Below are 17,012 nucleotides of genomic sequence, written 5' to 3'. Positions count from 1 at the left end.
TTTGCTTTCATGCGGGTGTTACCTCGTATGATGACGTGACAATGAAATCCGCCTTGTTTTTTATGGAGGCCACGGCCCGGTGCTCGTGCTCCAGCACGGTCATGCGCCAGTCATCCACCTTTTCCTTGCCGCGCACAAGCTGGGCCTTTTTGGTCTCGTGATAGGTCAAATCGATGAACACCCGGAAATGAACATTTTTTGCGGCAATGGCGTACAGACCGTCGAGTACCAGCATATCCATTTGTGAGAAATCCGTGGTCAGGGTGTCGACCTGGTCGGTGATCAGGTCGATACACGGCATCTTGGCGGTGCGGCCCCGCCTGAAATCCTCCAGGGTCTGTTGGATGCGGTCCCAGTCGTACTCGTTTAGCCCAATGGCCTCTGCCCCGTGGGCCTTGCGCCAGTCGTTGCGGTCTTTGGGCAGGGTGAGGTAATAATTGTCCGAGTGCACCAGCTTGGCGGCAAAGCCCTTGTCTTTCAGCACCCGGCCCAGGCAATGGGCCAGTTCGGACTTGCCTGATCCGGATTCGCCTGAGATGGCAATGATGGTTCCGGGCTGGCGGTCGGCCAGGACGTAATCTGCGATCCGGGCGGCTGCCTGCTTGTGCTTTTCCTCGATTAACAAGACGTCTCCGAGCATGGCAAAATCCCTGGTTCAAGGTTCAAAGTTCAACGTTCAAGGTTCAGGATGATAAGAAGCCGGATACTGAGGGCCTGTGTGACGGATAAACCTGAGGCTTATAAAGGAAATGCGGTTTTGACACCGCAGGAAACCTGGTGTGTCTTTCCTTTTACTTCCACGGAAACGACCCCGCCTTCAGGACCTTCTATAATGAGAATAACTTTGTTTTTTGTAATTTCAAATGTATAGCGCTTTTTTTGAAACCAGACCCCAAAGGCGATTTTTTCCCATTGCTTTGGCAGGCCGGGATCAACCGAGAGAACGTCTTTGTCCATGCGCAGCCCGCCGTAGACGGTCATGGCCATGAGCACTGTGGCGGCCATCACCCCCGTGTGGATGCCCTCTTTTGTGGTGCCGCCCTGAATGTCGATATAATCGCTTGAAAGGGCCTCCTGGTAAAACTGCCAGGCAATGTCTTTGCGGCCCAGGCGCCGGGCCAGGGCTGCGTGCACCACCCGGCTCAGGGTAGAGCCGTGGGAGGTGCGGGCCATGTAATAATCGAAATTTTTTTCCAGAAGATTGTCCAACGGCCCATAACCCATGGATGCCAGCATTTTTTTGATGGCATTTTCGCCCAGATTGAAAAACGCCATGAGCACGTCAGCCTGCTTGGCTGCCTTGTAGGCGTCCGGCTTTTTGCCCTCTTTTTTCAAAATCCGGTCCATGCGGTGGATATCGCCGTAAGTGCTGCGGTAATGATCCCAGTCCAGCTCCTTTAAAGAGAAATACCCGTCAAACTGGGCGATTAAGCCGTCGCGCATCACGATGTTGAGTTTTTGCGCCATCTGCGTCCAGCTTTCTATCTCTTCCACTGACAGGCGGATTTTTTCACAAAGGGTATTTCTGGCCTTGCCGCCCAGGTACCGGTAAATCTCTGCAGCCCGGGTCAGGGCCCAGTGGACCATGAGATTGGTGTAGGCATTGTCTGTGAGCCCGCCCTTGTCTTTGTCCGGGTATTTTTCGTGAAATTCGTCCGGGCCCATGACTTCGTGGATTCGGTAGCGGCTGAGAGCGTTGTCCCACCGGGCTTTGGAGGCCCAGAACCGGCAGATCTCAAAAAACATTTCAGCCCCGAAGTTTTCCAAAAACGCCAGATCATGGGTGATGTGGAAATACTGCCAGGTATTGAAGGCCACGGCCAGAGACACGTGGCGCTGCAGGCTGCTGTTGTCCGGGCCCCATTGGCCGGTCAGGGGATTTAAGTGCACGGTCTGGGTCTGCTCGGTGCCGGTGCGGCCGCTTTGCCAGGGAAACATGGCCCCGGAAAATCCGTGCTCCCGGGCATAGTCCCGGGCGGCATCCAGCCGGCGGTAGCGGTACATGAGAAGGGATCCGGCAATATCGGCAAAATGCAGGTCATAAAAGGGCATCACAAACAGCTCATCCCAGAAAATATGGCCCCTGTAGGCCTCGCCGTGCAGGCCCCGGGCGGGCATACCCGCATCAAGGCCGGTGTTGTGCGGCGATGCCGTGACCAAAAGATGATACATGTGCAGGCGCAGCATTTTCTGGGAAAACCGATCCCCGGATACGCGGATATCCATTTCCTGCCACAGGCGGGACCATGCATGGATGCTTGCCGATTTGAGCGCATCAAAGGAAGTTGTGTTTTCCAGGGCGGCAAACACGCGCGTGGCCGGGCTTTCTGTGCTGCCATCGGCCGAGGTGCAGAAGGCGGCCAGTTTTTCCATGCACACGGGTTGATTTTTCCGGGCGGGAACCGAAAACCGCAGCTCTCCCCGGCCCTCTGCCGGTTTGACCTCCGAATGGATTTTTTCGCCGCAGACCACAGCCGCCCTGGCGCCTGCAGCGATCTCAATGGCCGACTCGGTGGTCTGCACCCGAACCAGAAGGGTATCCTCGACTGCGCTCTGATCCACGGGCGTGAGGTGCTGCTGCTCCAGATCCCGGTAGCGCTCCACTCCGTCATTGATGACGTCCCCGTTGACGGCAGCGGAAAAGGTGATGATTTCATCGTAGTTGATGGGTGTGAGGCTGTAGCGCAGTCCGCAGACATGGGGATCGGCCATGCTGATGATTCGCTCGGACACGATCCGTGTTCTGCGCCCCATGGCATCGGCCACGGTCATGTCCCGGTGCAGGATTCCGGTTTGAAAATCCAGGCGCCGGCAGATGGATTCGATTTTGACCGCGTTGATATCCATCCACGGCCCGGAGCCGATGCGGAAATTAACCGGCAGCCAGTTCGGGCAATTGACAAAGTCCTCATTTTCAATGTTTTTACCGCTCACCGTTGATGTCAGGCAATTGAAAACCCCGGCCATGTAGGTGCCCGGGTAGTTGATTTCTCCGGCTGCGGATTCCTCCATGGCCCCCCGGGTGGCAAAATACCCGTTTCCAGCGGTCAGCAGGGTCTCCCGGGTTTTTTCCAGGGACGGATCATAATCGTGGAACGTCACAGACCACAGATCTTCCGGCAGGCCGGTTTCAAACCAGGTGCGGATATCAGCCGGTGAGATTTCACCCATATCCCGTACCACCCGGTCGGCCCCGTTTTGGAGCAGTATTGCGGGATCGGTTTCCCGGGCCACGCCGATGACCATGCCGAAACCGCCGTTTCTGCCCGCCTGCACCCCGGACACGGCATCTTCCACCACCACTGCATCAACGGGCGCCACGCCGAGCCGGTTGCAGGCGGTGATAAAAATATCCGGAGCCGGCTTTCCCTTCAGGCCCAGCTCGGCAGACACCACCCCGTCAACGCGCACCTCGAACAAATCAAGCAGCCCTGCCGCCTCAAGCACCTGCCGGCAGTTTTTGCTCGATGAGGCCACTCCGATCCGGGTCCCGGATTGTTTCAATTCCTTTATCAACGCCACCGTGGTGTCAAACACCTCCACCCCGCCGGCGCGGACCAGGTCATTGAACCGCTCATTTTTTCTGTTGCCCAGCCCGCAGACGGTCCGGTCTCCGGGCGGATCATCGGGATTGCCGAAGGCAAGGGATATGCCCCTGGATTCCAGAAAGGAACTGACCCCGTCATAACGGGGCTTGCCATCTACGTAAGTCAGGTAATCTTTATCCGTAAACGGGGAAAAATCTTTGTCCTGCTCCTTTAAAAACGCGTCAAACACGTCCTTCCACGCCCGGCCGTGAACCGCTGCAGTCCGCGTAATCACCCCGTCGAGATCCAGCACCACCCCCTGCGGGCCCAAACCTTGATTTTTGTCTTTCATTTCCCCTCCATTCAATAGAGGCGCCAAACCTTGATTTTTGCCCTTGACCCGGACAAAAAACAATCAACAGGGTTTGACCCCTTAGCGGGCAAGATCCTGCTGTCAATAATAACAGTTGATTAATTTTTTGCATTAAGAAGCCAAAGACGTCTCCGATTTAATCGTTTGACATTAAAAGCAGGGCGTTATTATTATAATGCAAAGAGATCATCGAACATGCCCGATACAGAAGCTGCACCGGGTCTAACTGGCTATTTATCAGAAAACAAGGAAAACGGAGGAAAGTTCATGGCCATTATCACCATTTCCCGCGGATGCTTCAGCCATGGCAAGGAAGTTGCGGAAAAAACGGCGGAAATTCTCGGCTACAAGATCCTGAGCCGGGAAACCCTGATCGAAGAAGCCAACCAGCGCTACAATGTTCCTGAAAAGGAACTCATCCAGTCCATTCACGATGCGCCTTCGGTTCTTGAGCGCTTTACCCGGGGCAAGGAAAAATACCTTTCCTATATCCAGGCGGTACTGCTGGAACATGCAAAAGACGACAACATCGTCTATCACGGCCACGGCTCTCATATCCTGCTGCCTGATATCTCCCACGTATTAAACATCCGTATCATTGCAGATCTTTCCGACCGCATTGCCTTTATGCGGCAGAAACATAACATCAGCGACAAAGAGGCCATCAGCTATATTACCGAAGAAGACAGCACCCGGGCGCGCTGGGCGCATTACCTGTACAAGGTGGATCTGACAGACCCGCACAGCTATGCGATGACCATCCGAATCAAGCGAATGAATATTGAAGATGCAGCCGAAACCATCTGCCACGCGGCCCGGCGAAAAACTTTTGCCGCAACCCCGGATTCAAGAAAAGCCATTGCAGATCTGGCGCTGAGCACTCGGGTGAAAGCGGCCATTGAAAATTACTGCAAACCCGATTTAAAGGTATCGGTAAACGCCACCAGCGGAATTGTCTATATCAAGGCGGAAACCCAGAATGTCCGCAAAAGCGGCTACACCAGCTTTAAGACCGAAGAATATCTCAGGGAAAAAACAAAAAAAGAAATCACCGATGAAATCAGTGCAGCAATAAATGGAATTCCGGGCATTGAAAACGTGCTCTATGACATAGAGCCCCCTTCATATATTTAGAAGCCGGACCGGCGAGGTTTGCGGACATGAGCCCACCTGCAGCAGGAGGAAAAAAAACCGGAACGCTGGGCACCTTTTCCGGGGTTTTTACCCCGAGTATCCTGACGATTCTCGGTATTATCCTGTTTCTGCGTCTGGGCTATGTGGTGGGCAGCGCGGGCCTAATCCGGGCCCTTGTCATCATTGCCCTGGCCAATCTCATCTCGGTGCTCACCTCCCTTTCCCTGGCGGCCATCTCCACCAGCCTCAATGTCAAGGGCGGGGGAGACTATTACCTGATTTCCCGGACCCTGGGCCTGGAATTCGGCGGTGCCATCGGCATTGTGCTGTTTCTGGCCCAGTCGGTCTCCATTGCCTTCTACAGCATCGGCTTTGGGGAAGTGCTGGCCGCACTGCTGCCTTTTGCAACAAGGGCGCATGCCCAGCTCATTGCCGCAGGCGCGGTGGTGCTGCTGTTTATTTTTGCCTGGCTGGGCGCGGACTGGGCCGCGCGGTTCCAGTCGCTGATCATGGTGATTTTATTTGCCGCGATTTTGTCCTTTTTTGTCGGCGGCATTCTGCGCTGGGACACGGCGGTGTTGACACAGAATCTGGCCGCTCCGGAAAACGGCCCGCCTTTCTGGGTGATTTTTGCCATTTTTTTCCCTGCTGTTACCGGGTTCACCCAGGGGGTAAGCATGTCCGGGGACCTGAAAGACCCGGGCAAAAGCCTTCCCAATGGCACGTTTGCCGCAGTGGGGCTCTCCATTGTCATCTACCTGGCCGCCGCGGTTGTTTTTGCCGGCAGCCTGCCCGGCGACATCCTGGCAACGGATTACAACGCCATGAAGCGGGTTGCCGCCATTGATTCCCTGGTGCTGGCAGGGGTGATCGCCGCCACCCTGTCTTCGGGAATGGCTTCGTTTATGGGGGCCCCGCGAATTCTCCAGTCACTTTCCAAAGACCGGATTTTTCCGTTTCTGCTCTTGTTTGCCAAGGGCTCCGGGCCGGCGGACAATCCCAGGCGCGCGGTGCTGCTTTCTGGAGCCATCGCTTTTGTCACCATCGCCCTGGGCAACCTCAATGTGGTGGCGCCTGTGGTGTCCATGTTTTTTCTGATTTCCTACGGGCTGCTAAATTATGCCACCTTTTTCGAGGCGCGAGCCGCAAGCCCGGCATTCCGGCCCACGTTTCGGTTTTACGACAAGCGCCTGAGCCTGGCCGGCGGACTGGCCTGCCTGGGGGTTATGCTGGCCATTGACCTGACCGCCGGCATCGTGGCTCTGGCCTTTTTGTCTGCCATCTACCAGTATTTAATCCGCACCGCCGGGCCGGCCCGCTGGGCCGACAGCAAAAGGTCCTACCGGTTCCAGCAAATCCGCAACCACCTGATCCGGGCGGCTGAAGACCCGGAACATCCCCGAAACTGGCGGCCGGCCCTGCTGATTTTCTCAGATGACCCGGACCGGCGCAAACCCCTGCTGCAAATGGCCGACTGGATCCAGGGCGACAGCGGGTTTGCCAGCATGGTGAAAATCCTGCAAACCGAGGGCCCGGAGGCCGAAAACCAGCGCCTGGCCGCGGAAAAGCAACTTCTGGAAGACATCCGGGAACTGGAAGTGGACGTGTTTGCCCTGGTGCTGACCGGCTCCAATTTTCGGCTCACCATGGAAACGCTTATCCAGGCCTACGGCATCGGCCCGCTGCGCGCCAACACCATGATCACCAACTGGCTGGACATGAGCCAGTCCAGCCCGTCCGCCCACCGGACCAAACGCTTCGGCCTCTACCTGCAGGCGGCCTTTGCCCGGGGATGCAATATCCTGCTGTTTTCCGCGGAAAAAACCCAATGGGAAAGACTGCTGAAAATACCGCCGGAAAAGCGGCGCATGGATGTGTGGTGGCGCGGGGATGCCACAAGCCGGCTGATGATTTTGTTTGCCCACATGATCCGCCAGAACCCGGGATGGGAAAAAGCCAAAATCCGGGTGCTTGATGTGAGCGAAGATGCCCTGGCAACAGGGAAAACCGTTTCAGACATCAATGAAACCCTTGCGGAAATCCGCATCGAGGCAGAGCCCGAAATCGTGGCCCGGGCCGACAGCGATGCCGTGGCCGCTTACAGCAAGGATGCAGCCATTGTCTTTCTGCCGTTTCAGCTAAAGCAGCAGCAGCCCGTGGACCTGTTTGATGGCCCGCTATCGGATCTGCTTTCCCGGCTGCCGGTTTCCGCGGCCATGCTGGCGGCAAAAGACATTGACCTGGCCGCCGAACCCGAGGCCGGCACGGCCGGTGATATCGCAGCAGTTTTGGACCGGCTTGCAGACATCCGCAAAAAGGAAAAAGCAGCCGAACAGGAGGCCGAAAAAGCCTCATCCGCTGCAGAGGAAAAAATGGATGCCTGGCGCCGGGCCATTGAATCCGGCGATGATCCTGAAAACATCCGGCAGTTTTACAGCGACTCCGTGGAGGCCAAAAACCGGGCCGTGGAAGCCGGCCGCAAGGCCGCAAAACTGGCTGCCGTGTGCGAACACCTCACGGAAACTGCCCAACGGCTGGGCGCTGATATGAACGCGGAAACAAAAAAACGGTCTGAAACGGAAAAAACCCGGGAATTGCCCGGGGAGCAGCCCACCCCTAAACCCGGAGACAAAAAGAATGCAGACTAAAAAAACCGAAAAAACCGATCCGGACCAAACCAGGGACGCAGGCCCGGACATGGCCGCGGCCCTGGATTCTTTCCGGGGGCAGAAGCATGCGGTGGTGCTCCAGGAATTTCCGGATCCCGATGCCATTGCCTGCGGGTTTGCCCACCAGATCATCAGCAGGGAATTTGATATCCAGGCGGATATCTATTACTGCGGCCGCATCAGCCATCAGCAAAACATTGCCCTGGTCAAACTCATGGGCATTGAACTGATCCGGTGCGAGGGTTCAATAGATCTAAAGACCTATGACGGAGCGGTTTTTCTGGACAACCAGGGGACAACGGCCGGCGCCCTGCTCAATGCTCTGGAAAAAGCCGACGTGCCGCCGCTGATCATTGTGGATCACCATGAACCACAGGATCGGCTAAAGGCGCAGTTCAGGGATATCCGCCCCAAAATCGGGGCAGCCTCCTCCATTTATGCCCAATACCTGGAAAACGGCATCATGGAGATCAACTCCTCGGACAAAAACCACATCCTCATGGCCACCTCCCTGACCCACGGCATTATCACGGATACAAACGGGTTTATCAACGCCCGGGAACAGGATTTTCATGCAGCGGCATTTTTGTCCAGGTACCGGGACCGGGACCTGCTTTCTCAGATCATGAACCAAGCCCGGTCCAGGCAGACCATGAAGGTGATTCACAAGGCCCTGGGCAGCCGGGAAATCGTCCAGAATTTCTGCTTTGCCGGGGTGGGCTACCTGCGCGCAGAGGACCGGGACGCCATTCCCCAGGCCGCGGATTTTCTGCTCACAGAGGAAAACGTGCACACCGCCATTGTCTACGGCATTGTCACCGGAGACAACTGGGAGGAAGCGGTGATCGGCTCCATGCGCACTAACCGGATCACCATTGATCCGGACCAGTTTATCAAGGACGTGTTTGGAAAAGACGCCAGCGGAAAGTATTTCGGGGGCGGAAAAATGTCTGCCGGCGGATTTCACATCCCCGTGGGATTTCTTTCCGGCAGCGGGGACCAGGATTTCCAGCAGCACAAGTGGAACGTGTTCAACGAACAGATCAAGCAGAAAATCTTTGACAAAATCGGGGTCAAGGCAGACGAGAAAAAAAAGGAATAGCCGGCCGCAAAACTATCCCCGCATGACCACGTATACCAGGTAGGCCGCATACAGCACCAGCATAACCGCCCCCTCCCAGCGGTCCAGGCGGCGGCGCTGGCCGAAAAACATGGTGGCAAAAAGAATCAGGCTGGCCACCACCACCATGCCGATGTCCAGGTTGGCCCCCTGGTGAAAGGGAAGCGGCTTGATCACCGAACTGATGCCCAGCACGAAAAAAATATTGAAAATATTGGAGCCCACCACGTTGCCCACAGCGATTTCCACGTTTTTGCGCCAGGCGGCCATGGCCGAGGTGGCCAGCTCGGGAAGGGAAGTGCCCACTGCCACGATGGTCAGGCCGACCATCTCCTGGCTCATCCCAAAGGAAAGGGCAATGTGTGTGGCACCGTCCACGATCCATTTGCCCCCCAGGGCCAAACCCGCCAGACCTGCCGCCACAAGGCCCAGAGATGCGCCAATGCTGCGCTGCTGCAGGGGAAGGTCCCGGCCGTTGGCAGAGATGTTTCCGGCAATGCTGGCCGAGTAATACAGGAAAATGGCAAAAAACAGCAGAAACACAAGGCCGTCAGAGCGGGAGATATCGCTGTAAACCCAGCCGTCCAACAGCCGGTCATTGGCGGCAATCCAAAGCACCGCCGCAGCCAGCAGGCTGAAGGGAATTTCCCGCCATACCGTGCCACGGGACACGGCCAGGGGGTAAATCAGGGCGGATACACCCAGGATCAAAAGGATATTGGCGATGTTGCTGCCCAGAACATTGCCGATGGCAATACCGGCATTGCCCTGAAGGCTTGCGGTGACATTGACAAACAGTTCAGGAGCGGAAGTGCCGAAGGACACGATGGTCAGACCGATCACCAGATCCGAGATCCTGTATCTCCGGGCAATGGAACCGGCACCTTCCACCAGGAATTCCGCCCCCTTGATCAGGAGCAAAAGACCGATTACAAGAAGAACAACAGGCAATATATACGACATCCGCCACCTTTTTCCGGAAACCGGTTACCAGAAATGGACCTTGTTTTTACGCTGCCAATGACAGAGAATAACCCGAACCGGACAGAAAATCAAACAAGTTACGCGGCGTATCCTGAGGATTAAAATTTGAGCCGGGCGCAGAGATTGGCGGAAAAGACGGTTTTCGTTCAGGCACTATATCAGCAGATACGGGGAAGCTGACCGCCGGTGAGCATATCCACGATGCGCCGGCCGCCGATGGCTGTTTCCATGACCACCCGGCCGGGGTGGTCGGCCATGGCCTGGCCGATAATGCAGGCATCAGCGCCCAGGGGGTCCTGCCTGAGCGCGGCAAGCACGGCATCGGCACAGGCCCTGTCAACAATGGCGATGAGCTTTCCCTCGTTTGCCGCATACAAAGGATCAATGCCCAGAAGTTCGCACAGTCCGGATACGGATTTGCGCACCGGAAGGCTTGATTCATTGATCTGGATGCCCGTGCCCGAGGCCAGGGCAATTTCATTTAAAGCCGTTGCCACTCCGCCCCGGGTGGGGTCCCGCAGCACCCGGATGCCGTCCGGGGCGGCGGAAAGCATGCGCGCCACAAGGCCGTTTAACGCCGCGCTGTCGCTTTTCACGTCCGCATCAAAGCTCAGCCCTTCCCGCTGGTTTAAGATGGTCATGCCGTGATCGGCCATGGTGCCGCTTAAAAGAACACAGTCCCCGGCCCGGGCATTGGCGGCGTTAATTTCAAAATCACCGGCAATCCAGCCCACCCCCGAGGTATTGATAAACAGCTTGTCCGCCGCCCCCCGGGGCACCACCTTGGTGTCGCCGGCAACAATGCTGACCCCGGCCTGCCGGGCGGCAGCAGCCATTGAGGCGATGATTGTTTCCAGGTCACGGATGGCAAAGCCTTCCTCGATGATCAGCCCGGCACTTAAATACAAGGGCACAGCCCCGCTCATGGCAATGTCGTTGACCGTGCCGTTGACCGCCAGATCCCCGATGTTGCCCCCAGGGAAAAACAGAGGATCCACCACGAACGAATCCGTGGAAAACGCCATGCGCCCTTTTTGCGACTCAAGCACCGCACTGTCGTCGAGCCGGGACAGCACCGGGTTATCAAATGCCGGGAGCATGATTTTTTCCGTAAGCTCATGGGAAAGCAGCCCCCCGCTGCCGTGGTCCAGCACAATGGTATGGTGTTTCATCTATCCCATCCGCCTGATCATCGGTTGTATTTCCAGTATGCCGCACATGTTCCCTCGCTTGAAACCATGCAGGGCCCCACCGGGTGGGCAGGGGTGCACACGCCGGCGTAAAGCGGGCACTGGGGCGGCAGGCATCTGCCGGTGAGCACCTCGCCGCAGGCGCAGCCGGCCGGGGCCGCAGCCGGCCGGACATTTACGCAAAACCGCCGGGCCGCATCAAAATCGGCAAATTCCTCGCCAATGGCCAGTCCGCTGTCGGCAATCCGGCCAAGTCCCCGCCAGAGGGCGTCCGTGGTTTCAAACACCCGGTCCATAACCTGCCGGGCCCGGAGATTGCCCTGTGCGGAAACAGCCCGGCCATAAGCATTTTCCAGGCCCGGGGTGCCGGATGCAATCATTTCCGCCAGCCGGCCAATGGCGTAAAGCATGTCTGCGGGCTCAAATCCGGCAATAACACACGGGATCCGGTGTTTTTCAAAAAATGCCGCATAGGCCTGCTCGCCGATGATCACCGAAACATGACCGGGCAGCAGAAATCCGTGGATTTCAACACCGGAAAGATGCATCAGGGCATCCAGGGCCGGAGGCACACGCTTATGGGCGCAGTATACGCTGTAATTGCTTAAATTTTCCGCATGCGCGGCAAGAATTGAGGCGGCGATGGTGGGCGCGGTGGTCTCAAAGCCCACACCGGCAAACACCACCTGTTGGTCCGGATTGGCCCGGGCCAGATCCAGGGCATCCATGGTGGAATACACCATCCGGATATCTTTTCCTCTGGCCTTTTCCTTCTGAAGGGAGGACCCGGTTGCGGGCACGCGCATGAGATCGCCGAATGTTGCCAGAATCGTATCCGGCATGTTGGCGATTTCTATAAACGCATCCAGTTCTGCCTGATCTGTGACGCAGACCGGGCATCCGGGCCCGGAAATCAAAGACAGGGACCGGGGCAGCAGGGTGCGGATACCGTGACGGAACGCAGAAACCGTGTGCGTGCCGCAGACCTCCATGATCCGGAGGTCTTCTGCGCACATTGATGCGATCTGTTCAGCGAGCCTGCGGCAGAGTCTGCCGTCCCTGTAATGATGGGTATGTTCCATGTCCTGCCTATGGCATCCCTGCTGCGGCCGCAACAGCCTGGCCCAGGCTGATGCCCCCGTCGTTTGCCGGCACAAGGCCGTGGGTGTAAACCGAAAAATCCATGGCCGTTAGCCGGCCGGCCATGGCTGAAAGCAAACAGGCGTTTTGAAACACCCCGCCGGTGAGCACCACCCGGCTGATGCCCTGACGGGCCCGGATCTGATCGCAGATTTGGGAAAACAGATAAACCAGAGTGGAATGAAACCGGCGGCTGATTTCGGCTGCTGATCGGCCGGCCTGCACGTCATCAACAACCGCCCGGATCAGGGGCCGGATTTCAATGGCACCGCCGATTTCTGCCGGAAGCTGGAAAGGGTAGCATGTCTTTTGCTCCAGCAGGCCGGGGCTTGGACCGGCTGCGGCTTCCAGCTTTATGGCGGCCTGGCCCTCGAATTCCACGGGACCGGAGTGGATGCCGGCAATCGCGGCCACGGTATCAAAAAGCCGGCCCATGCTCGAGGTCAAAGGGGAATTGACCTGTTTTTCAATCATGCGGGAAATCACGGTCAGTTCTTCCGGGTCCCGGCTGCGGACGCATTCCAATTCCAGGTTCACCCACTGGTCTCCAAATGCCTGATGCAGCCACCCGGCGGCCATGCGCCGCGGATCGGCAACTGCGGCATTGCCGCCGGGCATGGGCACATATTGGAGGTGAGCTGCGCGGACAAATGCGGCGGCATCTGCCACCAGCACCTCACCGCCCCAAATCCGGCCGTCTGTGCCGTATCCGGTGCCGTCAAAAGCCAGGCCGATGACCGTGTCCGAAATCCGGTTTTCCGCCATGCAGGACACCACATGGGCATGGTGATGTTGGACGGCCACGTGTTTGACTGCCGATTGGGCCATGGCATAGCGGGTGCTCATGTAATCCGGGTGCATGTCATGAGCCACCAGCTCCGGTGTGATGTCAAAAAGACCCCGGAGATGATCGATGGTGGATCTGAAAAAATCAAAAGCCCCGGGATTTTCCAGGTCCCCGATATGCTGGCTTAAAAACGCGTTTTCATCCTTTGTCAGGCATACCGTATTTTTCAATTCCGCCCCGCAGGCCAGGATTTGCGGGCACCGGAAATTCAAAGCCAGGGGAGCCGGGGCATATCCCCGGGACCGGCGGATGGCGAGCTGTGTGCCGGCCGCATGGCGCACAATGGAATCATCTGCCCGCACGCAGATATCCCGGTCATGGATGAGAAAACAGTCGGCAATCCCACCAAGAGCAGAAAATGCACCCTCATTGTCTGTGACAATGGGCTCTTTGGCTGCATTGCCGCTGGTCATCACCAGGGCGGCAAACCCGTGTTCAAGCAACAGATGGTGCAGGGGCGTGTATGGCAGCATCACGCCGAAACAGGGATTGTCCGGGGCCACGGCATGGCAGAGAAAACCGGGCGCTTTTTTTTCCACCAGGACAATGGGCCGCCGGCCGGAAGTGAGCAGATCCTTTTCTTCCGGGCGGATCCGGGCAAATGCCCGGATGTGCTCAAGGCTTTGGGCCATTACGGCAAAGGGCTTTTCCGCCCTGCCCTTTTTCCGGCGCAGCCCGGCCACGGCCTTGCAGTTTGCTGCATCCGCAGCCAGATGAAAGCCGCCCAGGCCTTTTATGGCCACAATGGCGCCGGCTTTGAGCTGGTCTGCGGCATGGGCAATGGGATCTGTGCACGGGATTTTTTGGCCCGTGCTGTGGCAAACCACCGCCCCGGGCCCGCACACCGGGCAGGCATTGGGCTGGGCATGAAACCGCCGGCTGGACGGGTCATGGTATTCGGCCCGGCACTGATCGCACATTTCAAAGTGCTTCATGGTGGTATAGGGCCGGTCATAGGGAAGATCACAGACAATGGTGTAGCGGGGCCCGCAGTTGGTGCAGTTGATAAACGGATATTTGTAGCGCCGGTCCCGGGGGTCATGCATCTCCCGCAGGCAGTCTGCGCAGACGGCCGTGTCCGGGCAGACAAATGTGTTGACCGAAGCCGTGCCCCGGTCTGTTTGGCCGATGGTAAAATCCGAAAACCCGGCAGGCGGGCTCTGATGTTCAGTGATTTCCGTGATCCGGGCCATGGGCGGACCATGGGTTGCCATGGCCCGGCAGAACCCGGCCACATTATCCGGCCGGCCTTCCACATGGACCCGGACCCCGAAACCTGTATTGACAACAGATCCTTTCAGATCATGGGCGGCTGCCAGCTGATAGATATAGGGGCGGAAACCCACGCCCTGGACAATGCCTTTGATGTCAAGCCTGCGGGCGGAAACCATCGGACTCATGTAAACACCTGCTTCATCAGATCCAGGGTTTCCAAAGCCGCATCTTCGTCAATACGGCTGATGGCATAGCCGGCATGAACAATCACGTAATCCCCCACGCAGACGTCTTCCACCAGCATCAGGCCGGCTTTGCGCCGCACCCCGTCAACATCGATGACTGCCGTATCACCGTCAATGGCCACGATTTTCGAGGGAATGGCAAGACACATGGGCTTTTTTTCTTAGTTGCTGAAGGTTTTAATAACATTGCCGTTTGCATCACGGATGGTCATTTCCATTGCGACACCGCCGTCCAGGCTGTGTGTGGCGCAGGAGACTCATGGATCATAGGCGCGCACCGCCATTTCCACCTTGTTTAAGATGCCCTCGTCCACGTGGCCCTCTTTTATCAGGGATCTTGCGGCCTGATCCACGCTCATGTTGATGGGCCCCAGGTTGTGGGTGGTGCCCACGATCATGTTGGCCCGGGTGATCAGCCCGTTATCATCCGTGGAATAATCATGGATCAGGGTGCCCCGGGGGGCTTCCACGCAGCCCACGCCGCGGCCGGCTTTGGGTTCGGCTTCCGCGCGCACGTTTGGATCGGTGATCTCCGGGTCTTCAAGCATTTCAATGGCGTGCTCGCAGGCATAAACCTCCTCGATTAACCGGGCGTAATGATACAGCAGCGTGGCCTGGGCCGGCCGGCCAAAGAGCTGCCGGAATTCCTCGAGCTCCGCCTGGGCCGCAGGGGTGGCCATGTGATCGGCCACGTTGATCCGGGCCAGGGTGTTGGAGCGGTAAATGCCTTTGGGGTTGTCGAGGTCCAGGGAAAAACCCTCGTTCCAGGATTTGGCATAGGGAAATTTTCCGTAAGACCAGGAGGGGACGTGTTCGCCCAGATAATCCGTGTAATCCTGGACGTCAAAGTCGGTATAGGAGCCGTCGGCTTTCATGAGCCGGATTTTTCCGTCATAAAGATTCAGGGCCCCGGCGCTGTCCACGGTGCCGATAAACCCGGTATTGATCACCCCGAGACTGGCGATCGCATCCATATATTTGGGAAAAATATCCTTTTTTGCAAAATCAATGGTGAAACGGGCAAAATCATAGATTTCGCGCATGCCCTCCAGCATCCACTTGCGGTCTTCTTCGGTCATGGCTTTGGCAAATCCGCCTGTTACAGCGGCCACCGGGTGGATGGCCTTGCCGGCGAATTTCTCGATCATCATCTTGGCCTTGTAGCGCATCTGCACCACTTTTTTGGCCAGATCCGGGTTGGCCTTGGCCACGCCGATGACATTTCGCACGGCATAGTCCGCATCCGGGCCGATCACAAAATCAGCGGCTGCCAGAAAAAAGAAATGCAGAAGCTTGTCTTCTGCCTGGGCGATGGTCTGGATCAGCTCGCGCAGTTTCTGGCCCGCCGGCGGGGGCGTTACGCCAAAACACCGGTCAACGGCCTTGTTGGCGGCCAGGTGATGGTGCCAGGGGCAGATCCCGCAGATCCGGTTTACGATCCTGGGCAGTTCCTCTGCGGGTTTTCCCTCAACGAATTTTTCAAAACCCCGGATGGACTGGAAATGAACCTTGGAATCAGCCACGTTGCCGGCATCATCCAACTCAATGGCAATGGAGGCATGGCCCTCGATCCGGGTGATGGGCGAAATTTTAATGGTGCGTGTTTCGGTCATAAAACCTCCTTTTATCTGCGGGCCGGTTTCAGCATTCCGTGCCCGCCGGAAAACCGGAGCATGGAAACGGTTTCCGGAAGCGATGCCGGATCAATACCGTTTGAGGCCAGGGCGTTTAACATATCCAGCCGCTGGTTGCCCCCGGGCTGCACAGGGCCGTAGCATCCGCGGCACGGCACCCGGGCGGAAATACACCGGGGCACAACCCCGTCACCGCCGCAGCCGGCCCGGGTCACCGGACCCATGCACAAAAGCCCCTGCTCCAGCAAACAGCGCATTTGGTCCAGGGGCTCATCCGCACCCTTGTATTGCGGGGCCTGCAGAAAACGACGCAGTTTGCCGATCTTTCCCTTGCCCTCCCGTTGGGTGGGGCAGGTGTCGCAAACGCTTTTTGTTGGGAGCTCCGGTGTTTTTCCCTCCAGAAACGCGGCCAGGGCGCCAAACACCTGGTCCGGATGGGGCGGGCATCCGGGCAGGTAGATGTCCACATTGATTTTTTCATCAAGGGCGGATACATTTTCCAGAAGGGGGGGTACGCCGTCTGCGGGCACGGCATCGCAGGCGTCTGTGGTCTCGGTGGAATAGTAGCGCTCCAGCATGGCGTCATTGGCCCAGGAATTGGCCAGGGCCGGGATGCCGCCGTGGGTGGCGCAGGTGCCCAGGGCAATAATGGCCCCGCATTTTTTGCGCATCTCCAGGGCCACTTCAAGATGTTCTTCATTTTTGATACTCCCACTGATAATGCCCAGATCGGCTTCGGGAAAGCTCAGGTGCGCCCCGTCGCCCATCTGGCCGTAATACTTGTGATCCATGAGCGCGGGCAGATGCACAAACTCCACGAGATCCAGCACGGTCAGCAGCCGCTCGCCCATATCCACAATGGCGATCTCGCACCCGGAACAGGCATTGAGCCAGTCGCTTGCCACTTTTGCTGCCATATGATTTTCCTCTCAGA

General features: G+C 57.4%; 12 protein-coding genes. 3 read left to right on the top strand and 9 right to left on the bottom strand.

Features of this window, described 5'->3' with window-relative positions:
* Positions 1 to 7 precede the first annotated feature (7 nt).
* Both ACTCIA_RS08085 and ACTCIA_RS08080 read right to left on the bottom strand, forming a co-directional pair.
* Entirely contained in the window at positions 8 to 640 is a 633-nt protein-coding gene (locus ACTCIA_RS08085; protein WP_463001299.1) for a uridine kinase family protein, read from the bottom strand.
* 98 nt (positions 641 to 738) lie between these two features.
* Positions 739 to 3,879, bottom strand: coding sequence for a beta-phosphoglucomutase family hydrolase (locus ACTCIA_RS08080; protein ID WP_463001298.1), 3,141 nt, complete (start codon positions 3,877 to 3,879; stop codon positions 739 to 741).
* Positions 3,880 to 4,167: 288 nt separating this feature from the next.
* Between ACTCIA_RS08080 and ACTCIA_RS08075 the strand changes: the two genes are divergently transcribed.
* From ACTCIA_RS08075 to ACTCIA_RS08065, 3 genes are read left to right on the top strand one after another with little or no spacing between them, the layout of a single operon-like run.
* On the top strand, positions 4,168 to 5,034 hold the full coding sequence (locus ACTCIA_RS08075; protein ID WP_463001297.1) for a cytidylate kinase-like family protein: 867 nt from the start codon (positions 4,168 to 4,170) through the stop codon (positions 5,032 to 5,034).
* Positions 5,035 to 5,060: 26 nt separating this feature from the next.
* Positions 5,061 to 7,682 carry an amino acid permease gene (locus tag ACTCIA_RS08070; protein WP_463001296.1) on the top strand — a complete coding sequence of 874 codons (2,622 nt, stop codon included), beginning with the start codon at positions 5,061 to 5,063 and terminating at the stop codon, positions 7,680 to 7,682.
* A complete protein-coding gene (locus ACTCIA_RS08065) occupies positions 7,672 to 8,805 on the top strand; it encodes a DHH family phosphoesterase (RefSeq protein WP_463001295.1) in 1,134 nt (377 codons plus the stop codon). The genes ACTCIA_RS08070 and ACTCIA_RS08065 overlap by 11 nt, the downstream gene beginning before the upstream one ends.
* A 12-nt stretch (positions 8,806 to 8,817) precedes the next feature.
* On the opposite strand, the gene ACTCIA_RS08060 is transcribed toward ACTCIA_RS08065, so the two are convergent.
* From ACTCIA_RS08060 to ACTCIA_RS08030, 7 genes are all read right to left on the bottom strand, one after another.
* Entirely contained in the window at positions 8,818 to 9,786 is a 969-nt protein-coding gene (locus ACTCIA_RS08060) for a calcium/sodium antiporter (RefSeq protein ID WP_463001294.1), read from the bottom strand.
* 179 nt (positions 9,787 to 9,965) lie between these two features.
* Positions 9,966 to 10,979 (bottom strand): hydrogenase expression/formation protein HypE, encoded by a 1,014-nt coding sequence (gene hypE / locus ACTCIA_RS08055; protein ID WP_463001293.1) that lies wholly within the window; start codon positions 10,977 to 10,979, stop codon positions 9,966 to 9,968.
* A gap of 17 nt (positions 10,980 to 10,996) precedes the next feature.
* Positions 10,997 to 12,079: a hydrogenase formation protein HypD gene (hypD, locus tag ACTCIA_RS08050; protein ID WP_463001292.1), complete on the bottom strand. Its 1,083-nt coding sequence runs from the start codon at positions 12,077 to 12,079 to the stop codon at positions 10,997 to 10,999.
* Between the two features lie 7 nt (positions 12,080 to 12,086).
* Positions 12,087 to 14,384, bottom strand: coding sequence for a carbamoyltransferase HypF (gene hypF, locus ACTCIA_RS08045; protein WP_463001291.1), 2,298 nt, complete (start codon positions 14,382 to 14,384; stop codon positions 12,087 to 12,089).
* Positions 14,381 to 14,593 carry a HypC/HybG/HupF family hydrogenase formation chaperone gene (locus tag ACTCIA_RS08040; RefSeq protein ID WP_463001290.1) on the bottom strand — a complete coding sequence of 71 codons (213 nt, stop codon included), beginning with the start codon at positions 14,591 to 14,593 and terminating at the stop codon, positions 14,381 to 14,383. The genes hypF and ACTCIA_RS08040 overlap by 4 nt, the downstream gene beginning before the upstream one ends.
* 108 nt (positions 14,594 to 14,701) lie before the next feature.
* Complete coding sequence (locus tag ACTCIA_RS08035; protein WP_463001289.1) at positions 14,702 to 16,057, bottom strand: Ni/Fe hydrogenase subunit alpha; 1,356 nt, start codon at positions 16,055 to 16,057, stop codon at positions 14,702 to 14,704.
* An 11-nt stretch (positions 16,058 to 16,068) separates the two neighbouring features.
* Positions 16,069 to 16,995: an NADH-quinone oxidoreductase subunit B family protein gene (locus ACTCIA_RS08030; protein WP_463001288.1), complete on the bottom strand. Its 927-nt coding sequence runs from the start codon at positions 16,993 to 16,995 to the stop codon at positions 16,069 to 16,071.
* Positions 16,996 to 17,012 lie beyond the last annotated feature (17 nt).

The sequence above is a fragment of the Desulfosalsimonas sp. genome, assembly GCF_055149105.1.
This window is presented reverse-complemented; position numbering and strand designations above follow the sequence as displayed.